Origin of the sequence: Emticicia sp. W12TSBA100-4 (assembly GCF_040253585.1) — a bacterium.
Lineage (GTDB): Bacteria > Bacteroidota > Bacteroidia > Cytophagales > Spirosomataceae > Emticicia.
Genome location: NZ_JBELAU010000023.1, coordinates 23,523 through 40,500 on the forward strand (window position 1 = coordinate 23,523; position 16,978 = coordinate 40,500).

Genomic DNA, 16,978 nt, shown 5'->3' on the forward strand with positions numbered 1-16,978 from the left:
GATTTTGTTTGGTCGTTTTTCGAGATTTCGTTTGGACCACTACACTCGATGCACTTGAAAAAGCAGGTTGTGAAATCATATTTGCAGAAACAGCATTAGGAGCTAAAACGGATAGACCAGAACTGATTAAATTATTAGCCCAAATTCGTAAAGATGATATTGTGGTGGTTTATAAACTTGACCGTTTGGGACGTTCATTAAAGCACCTTTTAGAAGTAGTAGCTCAACTGAACAGTAAACAAGTAGGCGTTCAAAGTATTAGTGATGCTATTGATACAACCACACCACAAGGACGTTTATTTTTTAACATCTCAGCTTGCTTTGCTGAATTTGAAAGAGATTTGATTCGGGAAAGAACCAAATCGGGCTTGGAAGCAGCAAGAGCCAGAGGCAGAAAAGGCGGTCGCCGACAAGGTATGACAAAAGAAGCCGAACAAAAAGCAATTTTAGCCGAAAGTTACTACAAAGAGGGAAAAATGGGGGTAAATCAAATTGCTACTGAAATAGGCGTTTCAAAAATGACACTCTAAAAATATCTCAAGCATAGAAAAGTCACGATAGGAGCTTATCAAAAAGTAAGTAATCCTGAAATTTAATTTTTATTCGAGTGCAACTAAAATTAGTTGGAAACCGTATATTTCCGCAGATTTGGAAGAAGAACCTCAAAACACATTATGGATTATTCCGAAAATTATATAAACTAAATAGAATAAAATATCACAGATAATATATAGAATGATTGCATATTTGCAATTATTTTCATAAAATGAAACAAATACTTACTCGCATATTGTGTCTCTTCATGGCGTTTCAAGTGCTTTTTGCAAGCACTGGATTTGCTATGATAGAGCATTTATGTAAAGTAAAAGGTAGAAAAACTTTCATTTTATCCAGTCCGCCTAAATGTTGTCCACAAAAAATGCTTAAAAAGGAAGCGAAATCCTCGAAAGCAAATTTTAAACGGACTAAGTGTTGTGAAGAACATTCTACTTTTGTTCATATTAACACCGCTTCATCAAGTGTTAATCAAGTTTTACTGAGTACCCCTATTTTTATCAGTGAGTGTTGTTCTTTTTCACCTTTTTGTACTTTCAACTGGTCGAGTGAGCCTGTATTATTTAAAGTAAGTCATTACTATAATACAGCTCCCCCAAATGCAGGTAGAAAACTGCTCGTACACATCCAATCCTTCTTAATTTGATTCTATTTATTGAACTTCTTGTGCCTATTTTTCAATAGGTAGTTTTTCTATTGTTCAATAAATTGAATCATTTTATGTTAAAAAATATCATTAAAATGGTAATACTATTTGTATTACTATTTACTTCAACAGTATATTCGCAAAACCTACAAGGAATTGTATTAGAAAAGAAAATTGACGGCAAAACCGAACCCATTATTGGTGCGGTACTCCGTTGGAAAAACAGTAAAAATGGAACTTCTGCCGATATTGAAGGAAAATTTTCTATTCCTAAGACTTCTCAAAATCATGAATTAATTATCAGTTCGATTGGCTATAAAACCGATACGATAATGGTTCATTCAAATGATTTTCAAACGATTTATCTCCAAACGGAATCTTCTACCTTACAAGAAGTAGTTGTTAGAAGTGAAGCCAGTGTGATAGACCGCCTGAATCCTATTCAAACTGAGATTATAACCACCAAAGCACTTGCCAAAGCCGCTTGTTGTAACCTTTCTGAGAGTTTTGAAACCAATGCAAGTGTATCAGTAAGTTATGCTGATGCCGTTACAGGTTCAAAACAAATCCAATTGTTAGGGTTGAGCGGAAATTATGTTCAAACCAATACTGAAAACATTCCAAATATTCGTGGATTAAACACAACGTTTGGGTTAAACTATGTGCCAGGTACTTGGATAACATCAATTGATGTTGGTAAAGGAGCTGGGTCAGTAGTCAATGGCTATGAGTCAATGACTGGTCAAATCAATATCGAACTCCAAAAACCAGATATGGCTGACAAATTGTATTTGAATACCTATGCAAATAGCTTTGGGCGTGGCGAAGTCAATCTAAATTTAGCAAAGAAATTAAATAAGAAATGGTCAACAGCTTTGCTTACTCATGCTTCTACCTTACAAAATCGCATTGATAAAAACGGAGATAGTTTTTTAGATATTCCACTTTATAATCAATACAATGTGATTAATCGTTGGAAGTTTCAGAATGAAAAGATGATGGCTCAGTTCGGAGTTAAAGCCTTATATGAAGACCGTTTGGGTGGACAATCTAACTTCAAACCCGAATTACAAGGTTCGTCTTTGGTCTATGGTTTTGGCAGTCAAACCAAACGAATTGAGTTTTTTAGCAAAACAGCCAAACTATTTCAAAGTACCCCCTATCGAGGTTTAGGTTTAATTGTAAATGGTACAATTCACAATAATCAATCATTCTTTGGATTACGCAATTATTCTGGTCGCCAAAATACGATTTATGCCAATCTAATTTATCAAGATATTATCAATAATACCAATCATCAATATAAGGCAGGTGCAAGTTATTTATTAGATGATTATAATGAAACATTTACAGGCATTAATCCTCGTTTACGCACGGAGTCTGTGCCAGGTGTATTTGCTGAATATACCTATACTTACCCTGAAAAACTAACAGTTGTAGCAGGTGGTAGAGTAGATTTTCATAACCTTTATGGTACTCGATTTACTCCCCGAATTCATGCCAAATATGATATTAGTAAATCGGTACATCTAAGAGCCAGTGCTGGAAAAGGTTGGAGAGTACCCAATCCATTAGCCGAAAATTATGGTCTATTGGTAAGTTCAAGGGCCATTTCTATTGAAAACAACTTAAAACCCGAAGAATCTTGGAATTATGGATTAAGTCTATCAAACGAGTTTGAATTATTCGGGCAAAAGGCATCCTTTATTGTTGATGCTTACCGTACTAATTTTCAAAATCAGTTGGTAGTAGATATGGAACAGGCTGGATATTTAAGTTTCTACAATCTGAAAGGTCGCTCTTTTTCTAATAGCTACCAAGCAGAACTAAATTTCGCTCCAATCAAGCGTTTTGACTTCAAATTAGCCTATCGTTGGTTTGATGTGAAAAATGATTTTCAAACAGAAAACGGAACGTTGGCATTAATGACCAAACAATTTCTGAATCGAGACCGTATCTTATTAAATATGGGATATGCACTGCCTTATGATAAATGGAAATTTGATTTTACTTGGCAATGGAACGGCTCTCGACGAATGCCCGCTATGTCCGAGCATTCGATGATGGCAGCAGGTACTGGTACACTTACCACTGCACCTGCTTTTTCAAACATCAATGCACAAATTACCAAGACTTTCTTAAAATGGGATATGTATGTTGGGGGAGAAAATCTCAACAATTTCACTCAGAAAAATCCGATTATTTCATCTAATGACCCTTTTGGACGACATTATGATGCTGGTATGACTTGGGGACCAGTCATTGGCAGAATGGTTTATGCAGGAATGCGATATAAAATAAAATAACCAAAACATCAAAAATCATGACTTTATATATAAAAAATATGGTTTGCGACCGATGTAAAATGGTTATCGCTGACCTATTCAAAAAAACAGAGATTACAATCAAAAATATAGAATTAGGTGAAGTTGAAACGTTGAACGAATTAACTCCCGAACAATTACAACTGATTGAGAAAGGCTTGCAAACTGTTGGTTTTGAGTTATTGGATGATAAACGCAAGCAAATCGTTCAGAGAATCAAAACAATTATCATAGAAATCGTACAAAATCAATCGAAAATTTTACAGAAAGTCAATCCATCAGTATATATCGCTGAAAATATTGGTCGAGATTATAAGTATCTGACAACCTTGTTTTCTGAGGTTGAAGGTACTACGATTGAACAGTTTTTTATTCATCAAAAAATAGAAAAAGTAAAAGAGTTATTGGTGTACGATGAATATACATTGAGTCAAATTGCCGATATGATGTTTTATAGTAGCGTGCAGCATTTGTCAATGCAATTCAAAAAAATAACAGGGCTTACACCAAGCCATTTTAAAGAATTGAAAGCCAATAAACGAATTTCCATCAATCAACTATAAATAATTTCAAGATGAAAAAAGTAATTTTCTCCGTTTTAGTTTTGGGCGTAGTAGCGTGTATGGACATGAGCAATGTTCAACCCGAACAAAATATCAATTATCCAGCAGCATACATTGTCAATGGTGAAAGTAGCACCTTATCGGTTATCAATCTAAATACCAACGAAGTTGCCACCACTATTCAACTAACTGATGGTTCAAGCACTTCAACTCATGGAGCAGGACATACCGCAACGCCAGGCTTTTTAGCTTATCCCCATCATATTTATATCAATGCTGCAAAATCTCAAATCGCAGTGGCGGCACCAGGTGTTGATTTAAGTGCAGGTCATGCAGGAGGTACTCACGCAGGTACAGGAAAAGTCGCCGTTTTGGATGCAATGAAAGGTACAAATGTGAAAATTTTTGATGTACCAATGTCCAATCATAATGCTGTTTTTTCACCTGATGGCAAAGAGATTTGGACATCTCAAACTGATGGAAAAGTATTGGTTTATGATGCCACTACCTATGCCCTCAAAAATACAGTAATGGTTGGAAATGGTTCTGCTGAAGTTACTTTTTCTTTTGATGGAACAGTGGCTTTTGTTGCCAATGGTGAAGACAATTCAGTTTCTGCCATAAGCCCTATAACTAAAACTGTTTTAGCAACAATAGCCGTTGGAAAAAATCCTGTTGGAGCATGGATTGGTGCTGATAATAGAATGTATGTAGATAATGAAGATGGGCAAACTGTCTCAATTATTGATGTGAAAACATTAAAAATAGTCGAAACCGTTGCATTAGGTTTTATGCCAGGTTTTGTTGCTTACCAAGCCGATATGAAAGAAATGTGGGTAACAGACCCCACCGCAGGAAAAGTACATTGGTGGACAAAAGGAGCTGATGGGAAAATGACACGAACAGGCTCTTTTTCAACGGGAGCAGGTTCTCATGCTATCGCTTTTAATGCAATGACCGCTTATGTTACCAACCAAGAAGCCGCCAGTGTATCAGTTATTGATATAATGCAGCATAAGGTTACAAAAACACTTACCGTTGGCTTAAAACCCAATGGAATTGTTATTAAACTTTAATTTATTTAACCTATTATTTAAGAATGTACAAGCAAATTAACCGTAGAGATTTTCTCGAAAAATTAGGATTTGGACTAAGTTCTACCGTCCTAATGTCAAGTTGTATGGGTAATATGGACATGGGAGGTAGCGACCCTGTTCCTGTCAGTGGCGACACCACTTTTAAAAATGCTTTGAAAATTCCTGAGACAATCACAAGCCCAAGTAGTATGATTGCCCAAGCGGTGCAAGATACCGTTATGGATGGGAAAAATGCCAAATATATCGGTTATCGTTCGGGCCTATTAGGCCCTACTTTTAGGCTTCAAAAAGGAGCAAATTTTAATGTAAAATTCAGCAACCAATTAGCCGAGCATACTAATATTCACTGGCATGGTTTGGTTATTCCTGCCGAAATGGATGGACACCCCGACCAAATGGTAATGCCAAACGAAAATTTTAACTACCAATTTACTATTAATCAGCAGGCTGGTACAAATTGGTATCACCCACACCCGCACGGATTAACAGGAAAACAAGTAACACAAGGTTTAGCAGGTTTTTTCATCGTTGAAAGTCCCGAAGAAAAGGCTCTAAATCTACCTAATGGTAGCTACGAAGTGCCTTTGGTTATTCAAGATAAACGCTTTAATAATGATGCAACAATCAAGTATAGTCCTACCATGATGGAAATGATGTCTGGTTATATGGGCGATAATATTTTGGTCAATGGTACTGCTTCGCCTTACCTAAATGTTTCTACACGTTTTTATCGTTTTAGGGTATTAAATGGCTCATCAGCGAGGATTTATAATTTAGCTTTAAGCAATGGAGCAAATTTTTATGTCATTGGAGCTGATAGCGGAATGCTTGAAAAACCTGAATCTGTCAACTCATTGCTCCTTGCTTCTGGTGAAAGAGTCGATATTTTGGTTGATTTTACCAATATCGCCCTTAATACAGAAGTGTATTTGGAAAATAAAACCTTTACTGGTATGGGTACGGCACAAGGAACACAAGCATTTAAGGTTATGAAATTTATTGTTAATAAGCAAGAAACGGATACTTTCAAAGTGCCGAGTAGTTTAATTTCACTTGCAAAATTGAGTAATGCCACCAAAAATAGGTCTTTTGCTTTAACAATGGATATGGCAAATATGAGTGGTGGAATGCACAAAATTAATGGCAAAATATATAGTGCTACCCGAATCGACGAAACTGTTGCCATTGGCTCAACCGAGACTTGGGAGTTTGATAATTCTACTGGTGATGAACCACACCCGATGCACATACACGGTGTTCAATTTCAAGTCGTCAGTCGTTCTGGCGGAAGAAACACTATTTTTCCTCATGAAAAAGGCTGGAAAGATACTGTTTTGGTAGCACCTAAAGAAAAAGTACAAGTAATCATAAAATTTGAACAAAAGGGGAAATTCGTTTTTCATTGCCATAATCTCGAACATGAAGACGATGGTATGATGCTCAATTTTGAAGTAAAATAGTTTTAAACATCAAAACATACAATACAATGAAAAGGAGATTTTTTTTAACCACTGGATTAGCAATAATTGGTTCTTTATCAATGGCAAATATTCAAGAACCACCTGCAAAACTTAGAATCAAAACATCGGCAATATGCGAAATGTGTAAAGAACGTATTGAAAAACAATTAGCTTTTACAAAGGGAGTAAGCGAATCAAACCTTGATTTAAACGACAGGGTTGTAACCGTAACTTTCAACCCAAAGAAAACGGATGCCAGCAAAATCAAGCAAGCCATCAATGATGCAGGTTATGATGCTGACGAAACCCTTGCCAATGATAAAAGTTATGAAAAACTCCCATCATGCTGCAAGAAGGATGGCGAACCAATGAAAAACTAACATTCTTTTAACCAAAATAAAATTGAAATGAAAAAAATTGCAATCATATTATTTCTCAGCATTTCTTATTTGGCAAATGCCCAAGTTGAACTAAAAACGCCACCACCAAGCCCCGAAGCTGAATGGAAACAAAAAGTAGGTTTCACAGAGATTGGCCTCAAATATGAAAAACCATTGATGCGTGGTCGTAAAGTGTTCGGCAACTTAGTAGCATTCGACCAAATTTGGCGAACAGGTGCAGGTGAAAGTACACGTATTCGTTTGAGCGATGACATGACTATTGGCGGACAATTAGTAAAAAAAGGGCATTATTCACTGTTTACAATTCCTAATCCAAGCGAATGGACAATCATTTTGAATACTGATACTACCAGTCACGGAGCATTTAGTTATGATGAGAAAAAGGATATATTACGAGTGAAGGTGAAACCTGAGACGACCACTCGTACTTACGAATCGTTTTCAATTACCTTAGAAGACATCATGCCTGACCATTCGGCAAATTTGTACTTAAATTGGGAAAATACACAGGTCAAAATTCCAATGCAAAGCAATGCCGATGTGGTTGTAATGAATGAAATCAACAAGAAAATCAATGTTGAAAAATTAGAAGATGCCAAATTTTTTAATGCTTCGGCTCAATACTATTTTGCAAATAAGAAAGATTTGAAACAAGCCCTTGCATGGTCAAAGAAATCAGAAGAAATGGTTGACGACAATTTTGTTTACGCCAATTTGACTACAAAAATCTTAGAAGAACAAAAAGATTATCCAGCCGCCATCAAATCAGCTCAAAAAGCAATTGAGTTAGGAGCTAAAAAGAACATGAAAACCGCAGTTGCCAATTGGCAAAAGAAGGTAGAAGAATGGCAAAAAATAACGGGCGTAACTGCACCTGCCGCAAGTCCAATGACTGCCAACAACCATTCTGAACACAGTGGGCATGACATGGCTTCGATGAACAACGACAAAGCACAAGCTAAAACCAATCTACAACCACTATTAGATGCTTATTATGCGATAAAAGATGCCTTAGTAAAATCCGATGCAAGTGCATCTGCCAAATCGGCAACAGCATTAGTAACAGCCATGAAAGCCGTCGATATGGGTAAAATGGAAATGAAGCAGCACATGGAGTTTATGAAAGTAAACACTAAAATTATTGCTGATGCTCAGAAAATTGCTGATTCAAATGATTTGAAGAAGCAAAGAGAAACTTTCCAAAGTCTTTCTGATAATTTTTATGTGATGGCAAAAGGCGTAAAACTATCAAGTGAGCCTATTTATCAGCAATATTGCCCAATGAAAAAAGCAGCTTGGTTGAGTAATGAAAGTGCCGTTAAGAATCCTTACTATGGTAGCTCTATGCTCACTTGTGGAAATGTAACGGATACCATAAAATAATACAAAAAGGGGGTAATTCTTGCAATTCACCCCCTTTTTGACCAATAATTATATAAATCATAGCCCCAATTTTATAACAACTTTTAGGTGTAAGTATCAGACATTTGTAGTGTAGAAATGCTTCTACCATAGACAAATAATTATATGAAAAATCACCAAAATTGTATTGATGCTTGTTTGGCTTGTGTAGCCGACTGCGAAAATTGTAATTGCCCCGAATGTTGTGATACAGATGGTTGTAATTGTTGTAAAGACTGTGCAGATATAGCTGCTTTATGTGCTAAACTATGCTCAAGAAACTCTATTTATGCCGAAACCGTAATGGCTCTTTGTGTACAAGCCTGTGAGCGTTGTATCGAAAATTGCTCAAAACATGACAAAGATTGTTGTCGAAAATGCGTAGAAAGTTGTAAAAAATGTGCGGAAGCCTGTAAAATCTAAAATTCATACCAATGACACATACATATCAATTAACTGGAATGACTTGCGGAAGTTGCGAAGCAAAGGTAAAGTCTGCTTTGCTAATGGTAGAAAACGTAACGAAAGTTGATGTTTCAAAAGATGAAAACTCGGCTACTATCACGATGGATAAACACATTGCCTTACAAGACTTTCAAAAGGTATTAGACAATAAGTACCAAATTTCAGCAATAAATCATAGTGAAGCTGTCGAGCAGACAAAATCTTGGTTTGAAACCTATAAACCAATTTTGCTTATTTTTGGATACATCACAACGGTAAGTTTATTGATTCAGTTGAACAACGATTCTTTCAACTTGATGCAATGGATGAATCATTTTATGGCAGGTTTCTTTTTGATTTTTTCATTTTTCAAAATGCTAAACCTTAAAGGTTTTGCAGAAAGCTATGTAATGTATGATGTTTTAGCCAAACGTTTACCTATTTGGGCTTATCTCTACGCATTCATTGAACTTGGTTTAGGATTGGCTTTTTTAAGCAATTTTCAACCAATTCTGACAAACTGGCTAACACTTATCGTAATGACAATTAGTATTATTGGAGTTTTGCAAAGTGTTTTGAACAAAAAGAAAATACAATGTGCTTGTTTAGGAGCAGTTTTTAATCTGCCCATGAGTACCGTAACCATCATTGAAGATGCTTTAATGATTGCCATGAGCGGAGCAATGCTTCTAATGATGAACAATTAAAATAGTCTTTACACCGATTTTAACAATTATTCCAATGAAAAATACATTCGCAATTTTCGCATTCTTTTTTATCGCTTCATTCGGCGTATTTGCTCAAAAAACAACTGAGATGATTCCAAAGGTTGATTACAAAGGGCATGTCCATTACGAAAAGAAACAAATAGGTTCGATAACCGCCAAAGGTGGTCTTGACCAAACAGGCAAACCAATGACAATGGTGGATAATAATGGAAATATAGTAGATGCCAATGGTAAAGAAATAGGAAAAGCTCCTAAAAATGGAACATTTGTCTATTATAATAATGGCGTTGAAGAAAAATATACTATTGGCAAAGCAGCACATACTGGTATGTGCGAAGTGAAAAATGCCAAAAGAGAAGTAGTAATGCTTTTGCACAATAACTACAAACAGCAAGCTGCCTGTGCAATTCATTGTTTATATGAAAACCATTGTATGCCCACTGATAAAATGGCAGAGCATAAGCATTGATTCCTGACGAAGTTTGTTTTTTTCTTCATCTATTTTAAAATGGCAAATCAAATGAAAAACGTACTAATCAAGGTCTTTAAATTTCTTTTTATAAAGAAATGTTGTCAATAAACCATTTATCGTCCATTATTTAATGTTAAAAAAATGAAAAAATCAATGTTTTCAGCCATTGCAATGGCATTCGTATTCACCGCTTTCAATGCCAATGCAGACACAACAAGCGGAATGAAGGTATCATCAGCGACAGTCCAAAAAACGTCGATTATTGATGAAATAGTAAGCAATTACTTGGTTTTGAAAAATGCCCTAATCAAAGATGATGCAAAAGGTGCTGCCAATGCAGGAAAAGCAATCATAGTAGCAATGGCTAAGATTGACATGAAAAGTTTGTCAGCCAGCCAAATGAAAGGCTATATGGATGTTGCCGATGATTTAAAAGAAAATGCCAAGCATATTGAAGAAAATGCTGGGAAAATAGCTCATCAAAGAGAGCATTTTGTGATGCTCAGTAAAGATGTGAACGATTTACTTAAAACCTTTGGCAATAATGGACCAAAACTTTATCAAGATTTCTGTCCGATGGCAAATGGAGGTAAAGGTGCAATGTGGATTAGTGAAACAAAGGCAATCCAAAACCCTTATTATGGTAAAGCAATGATGACTTGTGGTTCAGTAAAAAAAGAGATTTAAGATGAAAAAAGTCCTCTTTTTTAGCTTAATTGTTTTTTTACTCCTGCAATTCTACCAACCTGCCCGAAATTCAAACAACGGGCAGGTTTTGCCGATTCATATTGCCAAAGTCTATAATATACCCACCAAAGTACAGCAAATTTTGCAAAACTCTTGCTACGACTGCCACAGTAACAACACACATTACCCTTGGTATTCTTATTTACAGCCATCAAGGTTTTTAATGGAATACCATATAAAAACAGGGAAAGAGAACCTAAATTTTAGTGAATGGGGCAATTATAGTAAAAGAAGACAAGAATCTAAATTAGATAGAATTGCTAAACAAATCGAATCAAACGAAATGCCGCTGGCATCTTATACGCTGATTCATCAAAAGGCTAAATTATCGGAACAACAAAAACAAGACATAATTACTTGGATAACCACTATCACTACGGACGAATAACTACTCATGCAAACAACTCAAAGCTATATACCCGCATTAGGCTATGATTTTTTGACGGCATACTACGATTTAGCAATCAAACTAACCATGCCCGAAAAGAAATTTCGTAGGCTTTTGGTTGAAAAAATCAAACCAAATCCCAAGGAAAAGATTTTAGAATTTGGATTTGGCACTGCCCAAAATTTACTATTGGTCAAAAAAGAGTGTACGGATGTAGATTTGCAAGGTGTTGATATTGACCTAAAAGTAAAAGAAATAGCAGCCTATAAAATAGCAAAAAACAATCTTTCCATTCCATTAGACCTTTACGATGGCGTTACGTTGCCTTATGCCAACAATCAATTCGATAAAGTTTATAGCTGTTTGGTATTTCATCAGTTAGATGTTGAAACCAAGATAAAATGCCTAAAAGAGTTATTTAGAGTTTTGAAACCAAACGGAAAGTTGATAATTGCAGATTGGGGCGAAGCAGCAAATATACTCATGCGACTAACTTTTGGACTGGTTCAGATTTTAGATGGTTTCAAAACCACCAACGATAACGTAAGAGGACTAATGCCCAATTTCATAGAACGGGCTGGTTTTGATAATATTTTTATTGCCCATTCAATCAATACCGCCATCGGTACATTTTCATACTTTACTGCTCGAAAAAATGAAATTATTAAAGTGGATTTTCAAAAAAATGGGTGGCATTCTGCTGGTTAAAAAGTGTTATCAATCTATTGCTTTGATAATGCTCTCTAACTGCGTATTTGCTATGAATCACGTAACTAAAATTGAAATTGTTGGTAAACAACCAAGTCAGATTTATGATTTTATGTTTAGTTTAGATAAACCCAAATACATGGCATGGCATCCCAAAGACCATGCTGGTTTTATAATAATCAAGCAAACGGATTTAAAAAGAGGGTCGGTTTTCTATTTCGATGAGAGAATAGGCGATTTTCGAGTAAATCATCAGTGGGAAGTAGTTGGGGTTATTAAAAATCACAAAATCATTATGAAAGCTAAATACAAAATCCCTATCTATTTGATTTTAACCTTTGATAAAACACTAAATGGAACACTCGTAACACATGATTTACAAATAGGTAATCAGCATAAATCTGATGGAATTAAAGATTGGTTTATCAAAAAGTTTATTTTTACTCTTTCAAGACAAAATGCACTCACAAAGCACGCCATCGAAGAATTTAAAAACTTGGAAAAACTAATCGAATGACAACACATCTAACCCAAATCATTCAGCAATACAAAAACGACAGCCAGAGTGTCTTTAATACTTGGTTTATTGATAACGACCAACGCCTCAAAGCCTTTCGCACCATCCGAAGGGGTGTTTTGCAGGTGGTCGAAGACATTAAAAACAAAACTTTTCCTAACGATTTTAAAGGCAGTTCCTTAGAGTTTGTCTTGAATTGTATTGCCGAACAAAAACAAGTTTTTGTAGGGGTGTCGCATCCGTTTTATTGGAAACCCAAACTTAGGATTCCTGATATTTATGAAAACCAAAACAACAAAATTGCTTTTGGTCAATTTCTCGAAAACTGCATCAATGCCAAGACTGAGGAACAAATTGTTAAAGAAATTGTACGTTTAGATGCCCTTAAAATCAAAGGTTTAGGTCCAGCCGCAGGAAGTATTTTATATTTTTTACATCCTACTTTATTTCCCCCTTTCAATACCGCCATAGTCAATGGCTTCAATACGTTGTTTAACGACAAAAAGAAATTAGGCTCATGGTCTGAGTATTTAAAAATTAGAGAGGTTTTGATGGAAACCAATCAAAAACACAAGGCTGAATTATCAAATGATTTAGGAGCAATTGCAGGGCTTTGTTTTGAAATAGGAACACAAAAAATGCTTATTGGCAATGATGAATATTTGAGTGAAGAAGAACCAAACAAATTAGAAAAAAGCATTGAAAAACGCCAAAAGGAAATTAGAGATGAAAAATTGGAAGAAAACCTTCATTCTGAAATGCAATTTCATTTATTGAAAATTGGTCAAAGTTTGGGTTATGATGCTTTTGTGGCATCTAATGACCGTTCGAGGTCTTATGATGGCAAAAGTTTTTCATTTATGAGTCCTGATAAGTTTCCTGCTATTGATTGCGAAAAAGACACAGCAAACACCATCAAATTGATTGATGTTTTGTGGTTTGAAAAAAATACAAACAATGTGATTTGTGCTTTTGAAGTAGAAAAAAGTACAAGTATCTATTCAGGAATTTTACGATTGACAGACCTTTCCTACTCAATCGCTGATGGTGATGAAATCTTTTATTTGGTTGTTCCCGAAAGTCGTGAAAAAGATGTGGTGATGCAGCTTTCACGTCCATCAATCAAACAAATCAAAACGCCCATAAAGTATATATTATTTACAGAATTACGCCAAAATTGCGATGCACTTTGCCGATTTGGCGACAGTCATAGAATCATGGAAAAAATCTCGAAAACGGTTTAAATAAAATGAAAAAAGCAGAATTTCATAGAAAGATTCGTAAAACACACCGTTGGTTAGGTCTTATCTTGGGTATTCAATTTCTATTTTGGACAATTGGGGGCTTGTATTTCAGTTGGTCGAATATGGACGAAGTACATGGCGACCACCAAAAAGCTCACATTCATCCGCTTGAAAGTGATATAAAATTAGCAAATCCACAAGATATTATTCAAAAAATCAAACTGAAAGATACCGTTAATTACATTTTTGATATTCGGTTAATTCAGCTTTTGGGTGAACCTGTTTACCAAATTTTTTATTCAAAAGAACATGATAGGGACAAAAAAATACAGTTAGCTTACGCTACATCAGGGGAATTACGTTCTCCTTTAACAAAAAAAGAAGCCACCGAAGTTGCCCAACAAAACTTTTCAGATGATGGAAAAGTAAAAATTGTGGAATATTTGACCACCACCAATGGGCATCACGAATATCGAGAAAGCCCATTGCCAGCTTATGCGGTAACTTTTGACCACCCATCAAATACAACAGTTTATGTGAGTGCTGAATTAGGAACAGTTCAAAAATTCAGAAACAACAAATGGCGAATCTTCGATTTCCTTTGGATGCTACATACAATGGATTATCAAAGCCGAGATAATATTTCTAATTGGCTATTAAGAGCATTCTCAATTTTTGGCTTGCTTACCATTTCAACAGGGTTTATTCTATTTTTCGTAAGTCAAAGAAAATCAAAATAATATGAAATTTACAGTTTCTTTAATCGTAGGTATTTCCTTTGTGGCTTTTTCTCTAAAAGCCCAGCATGAGCATCATACAACGCCTATGCCTCAAAAAACGACCACAAACATTGAAAAAGTCAATGATAATATCTCAAATAAAAAGGAGAATTATACATCTAAAACAGTTCGCTATGACTTATATGTAAGAGATACTATCGTGAATTTTAGCGGCAAAGAAAAAAGAGCTATTGCTGTAAATGGACAAATTCCGATGCCTACACTTACTTTCACTGAGGGCGATACTGCCGAAATTTATGTTCATAACGAACTCAATGAAAACACTTCATTGCACTGGCACGGTTTGCTTTTACCCAATAAAGAAGACGGTGTGCCTTATCTAACACAAATGCCAATCAAGCCCCACACAACGCATTTGTATAAGTTTCCTATTATTCAACATGGCACACATTGGTATCATAGTCATTCGGGTTTGCAAGAACAAATCGGAATGTATGGCTCATTTATTATGAATAAAATCGACGAACCAACAATACCCACAGTACCAATAGTATTGAGTGAATGGACAGACTACAATCCTGATAATGTGCATCGAATGTTACACAATGCTTCTGATTGGTTTGCTATCAAAAAAGGGACAACACAAAGTTATGGCGAAGCAATCAAACAAGGGTATTTTAAAACCAAAATAGCCAACGAATGGAAACGAATGAACGCAATGGATGTAAGCGATGTCTATTATGAGAAATTTCTAATAAATGGTAAGAATGAAAGTCAGCTTTCACAATTCAAAGCAGGAGATAAAGTACGTTTGCGAATTTCAAATGGCGGAGCTTCAACCTATTTTTGGCTAAATTATGCAGGCGGAAAAATAACCGTTGTAGCCAACGATGGTAATGATGTAGAACCAGTGGAAGTTGATAGACTGATTATTGCCGTTTCTGAAACGTATGATGTAATCGTTACCATTCCAGATGATAAATCGTATGAATTTTTAGTTACATCCGAAGACCGCACAAAGTCAGCCTCCTTATTTGTAGGAGCAGGGAATCAGGTAAAAGCCAAACCAATGCCAAAACTCAAATATTTTGAGGGAATGAAAATGATGAATGGCATGATGAAAATGAATGGCGATTTGGATGATATGGGAATGTCTATGAGCCTTAATCAGATGGATATGAATGTGGTGATGTACCCCGAAATTACAGGAGAAGCAAAAAAACATGACATGAAAAACATGGAAATGGGCGATATGAAAGGGCATGAAATGAAAATGGATGAATCTCAATACAATAGCAACGAGCTTTCGGATATTGTTACATTGAACTATGCGATGCTAAAATCGCCTACAATTACCAACCTTCCCAAAGTTGCACCAGTCAAAGAATTACGTTTTGAATTGAGTGGAAACATGAACCGCTATGTTTGGAGTTTAGACAATAAAGTAGTTTCGGAAGCTGACAAGATTTTAATAAAAAAAGGCGAAAATGTACGAATTGTCCTTTATAATGGTTCTATGATGCGACACCCAATGCACTTGCACGGACACGATTTTAGGTTACTAAATGGGCAAGGTGACTATTCTCCATTAAAAAATATCGTTGATATTATGCCAATGGAAACCGACACCTTAGAATTTAATGCCAATGTTGAAGGCGATTGGTTTTTTCATTGCCATATTCTCTACCACATGATGAGTGGCATGGGTCGAGTTTTTACTTATGAGAATCAAGCAACAAATCCTTTGATACCTAATCCTAAATTAGCTCAAAGAAAACTTTTTGCTGATGATAGAAAGTTTCATTTGATGGCTGAAAACGACTTTGCTACCAACGGAAACGATGGAATGTTAATGCTACAAAACACTCGTTGGAGTATCGGTACTGAATGGCGATTGGGCTACAATGATATGCACGGCTATGAAACCGAAACCCATATCGGGCGATACATTGGTAAAATGCAATGGTTTATGCCATTTATTGGATTCGATTGGCGATATAGAAAATTTGGCATGGATGAAGTAGAAAAAAATATTTTCGGACAATCCAATACCAAAGATAATCGTAGTTTATTGAGTTTAGGTTTCAATTATACTTTACCTATGTTGGTACGTTTGCAGTCAGAGGTATTTACTGATGGTAATTTTCGTATTCAATTATCAAGGGAAGATATTCCATTGGGCAAACGAGTCAGAGGAATGTTTATGCTCAATACTGATAAAGAGTATATGGGTGGGTTTGATTATATTTTTTCAAGAAATATAAGAGGTCGAATCCACTATGATAGTGATATGGGCTTTGGTGTGGGGATTAGTTTGAATTATTAAAGTATGATAATAACTACAAATGAGTTGATGGATTTAACCAATCCGTCAACTCATTGTTCTATTAAACCACCCTTTTCTGAAACTCTCAATTCGAGATTTCGTTTGGTCTTTTTTCAAGAATTTGTTTGGACCACTACATTTTGTCACATCCATATTTATCCAAAAGGTCGATTTGGGTGTCGAGATTTTGGTCAATGGTCGAAACACGGGCATAGCC

19 protein-coding genes are annotated in these 16,978 nt (G+C 35.7%); 18 read left to right on the forward strand and 1 reads right to left on the reverse strand.

The features are described from left to right. Positions 1-8: 8 nt before the first annotated feature. The 18 genes from ABR854_RS24180 to ABR854_RS24260 all read left to right on the forward strand — a co-directional run bounded on the left by ABR854_RS24180 (position 9) and on the right by ABR854_RS24260 (position 16,761). Positions 9-530: a recombinase family protein gene (locus ABR854_RS24180; RefSeq protein WP_350268433.1), complete on the forward strand. Its 522-nt coding sequence runs from the start codon at positions 9-11 to the stop codon at positions 528-530. Positions 531-766: 236 nt separating this feature from the next. After that, positions 767-1,201, forward strand: a complete 435-nt coding sequence (locus ABR854_RS26090) for an HYC_CC_PP family protein (RefSeq protein WP_502881235.1) — start codon at positions 767-769, stop codon at positions 1,199-1,201. A gap of 95 nt (positions 1,202-1,296) precedes the next feature. Beyond that, complete coding sequence (locus ABR854_RS24185; protein WP_350268434.1) at positions 1,297-3,507, forward strand: TonB-dependent receptor plug domain-containing protein; 2,211 nt, start codon at positions 1,297-1,299, stop codon at positions 3,505-3,507. 17 nt (positions 3,508-3,524) lie between these two features. Further along, positions 3,525-4,088 carry a helix-turn-helix domain-containing protein gene (locus ABR854_RS24190; RefSeq protein WP_350268435.1) on the forward strand — a complete coding sequence of 188 codons (564 nt, stop codon included), beginning with the start codon at positions 3,525-3,527 and terminating at the stop codon, positions 4,086-4,088. 11 nt (positions 4,089-4,099) lie between these two features. Continuing rightward, complete coding sequence (locus tag ABR854_RS24195; protein ID WP_350268436.1) at positions 4,100-5,164, forward strand: YncE family protein; 1,065 nt, start codon at positions 4,100-4,102, stop codon at positions 5,162-5,164. Positions 5,165-5,187: 23 nt separating this feature from the next. Further along, on the forward strand, positions 5,188-6,645 hold the full coding sequence (locus ABR854_RS24200) for a multicopper oxidase family protein (RefSeq protein WP_350268437.1): 1,458 nt from the start codon (positions 5,188-5,190) through the stop codon (positions 6,643-6,645). Between the two features lie 26 nt (positions 6,646-6,671). Continuing rightward, positions 6,672-7,025, forward strand: a complete 354-nt coding sequence (locus tag ABR854_RS24205; RefSeq protein WP_350268438.1) for a heavy-metal-associated domain-containing protein — start codon at positions 6,672-6,674, stop codon at positions 7,023-7,025. A 27-nt stretch (positions 7,026-7,052) separates the two neighbouring features. Further along, complete coding sequence (locus tag ABR854_RS24210) at positions 7,053-8,429, forward strand: DUF2911 domain-containing protein (RefSeq protein ID WP_350268439.1); 1,377 nt, start codon at positions 7,053-7,055, stop codon at positions 8,427-8,429. Positions 8,430-8,573: 144 nt separating this feature from the next. Continuing rightward, the gene (locus tag ABR854_RS24215) at positions 8,574-8,870 is read left to right on the forward strand and encodes a four-helix bundle copper-binding protein (protein WP_350268440.1); all 297 of its coding nucleotides are present in this window, start codon (positions 8,574-8,576) and stop codon (positions 8,868-8,870) included. Positions 8,871-8,881: 11 nt separating this feature from the next. Then, on the forward strand, positions 8,882-9,598 hold the full coding sequence (locus ABR854_RS24220) for a heavy-metal-associated domain-containing protein (RefSeq protein ID WP_350268441.1): 717 nt from the start codon (positions 8,882-8,884) through the stop codon (positions 9,596-9,598). 34 nt (positions 9,599-9,632) lie between these two features. Further along, the gene (locus ABR854_RS24225) at positions 9,633-10,088 is read left to right on the forward strand and encodes a hypothetical protein (protein WP_350268442.1); all 456 of its coding nucleotides are present in this window, start codon (positions 9,633-9,635) and stop codon (positions 10,086-10,088) included. A 144-nt stretch (positions 10,089-10,232) separates the two neighbouring features. Beyond that, positions 10,233-10,778, forward strand: coding sequence for a DUF3347 domain-containing protein (locus ABR854_RS24230; protein ID WP_350268443.1), 546 nt, complete (start codon positions 10,233-10,235; stop codon positions 10,776-10,778). Between the two features lies 1 nt (position 10,779). Then, positions 10,780-11,226 carry a heme-binding domain-containing protein gene (locus ABR854_RS24235; RefSeq protein WP_350268444.1) on the forward strand — a complete coding sequence of 149 codons (447 nt, stop codon included), beginning with the start codon at positions 10,780-10,782 and terminating at the stop codon, positions 11,224-11,226. Between the two features lie 6 nt (positions 11,227-11,232). Then, entirely contained in the window at positions 11,233-11,934 is a 702-nt protein-coding gene (locus tag ABR854_RS24240) for a class I SAM-dependent methyltransferase (protein WP_350268445.1), read from the forward strand. A 52-nt stretch (positions 11,935-11,986) separates the two neighbouring features. Further along, positions 11,987-12,451, forward strand: coding sequence for a hypothetical protein (locus ABR854_RS24245; protein WP_350268446.1), 465 nt, complete (start codon positions 11,987-11,989; stop codon positions 12,449-12,451). Further along, entirely contained in the window at positions 12,448-13,695 is a 1,248-nt protein-coding gene (locus tag ABR854_RS24250) for a type II restriction enzyme NmeDI-related protein (RefSeq protein WP_350268447.1), read from the forward strand. Before ABR854_RS24245 ends, ABR854_RS24250 begins: the two co-directional genes overlap by 4 nt. 5 nt (positions 13,696-13,700) lie before the next feature. Continuing rightward, positions 13,701-14,435 carry a PepSY domain-containing protein gene (locus tag ABR854_RS24255; protein ID WP_350268448.1) on the forward strand — a complete coding sequence of 245 codons (735 nt, stop codon included), beginning with the start codon at positions 13,701-13,703 and terminating at the stop codon, positions 14,433-14,435. A 1-nt stretch (position 14,436) separates the two neighbouring features. After that, positions 14,437-16,761, forward strand: a complete 2,325-nt coding sequence (locus ABR854_RS24260) for a multicopper oxidase domain-containing protein (RefSeq protein ID WP_350268449.1) — start codon at positions 14,437-14,439, stop codon at positions 16,759-16,761. 133 nt (positions 16,762-16,894) lie between these two features. On the opposite strand, the gene ABR854_RS24265 is transcribed toward ABR854_RS24260, so the two are convergent. Further along, positions 16,895-16,978 (reverse strand): recombinase family protein (locus tag ABR854_RS24265; protein WP_350268450.1); only part of this gene is annotated, 84 nt, incomplete at its 5' end.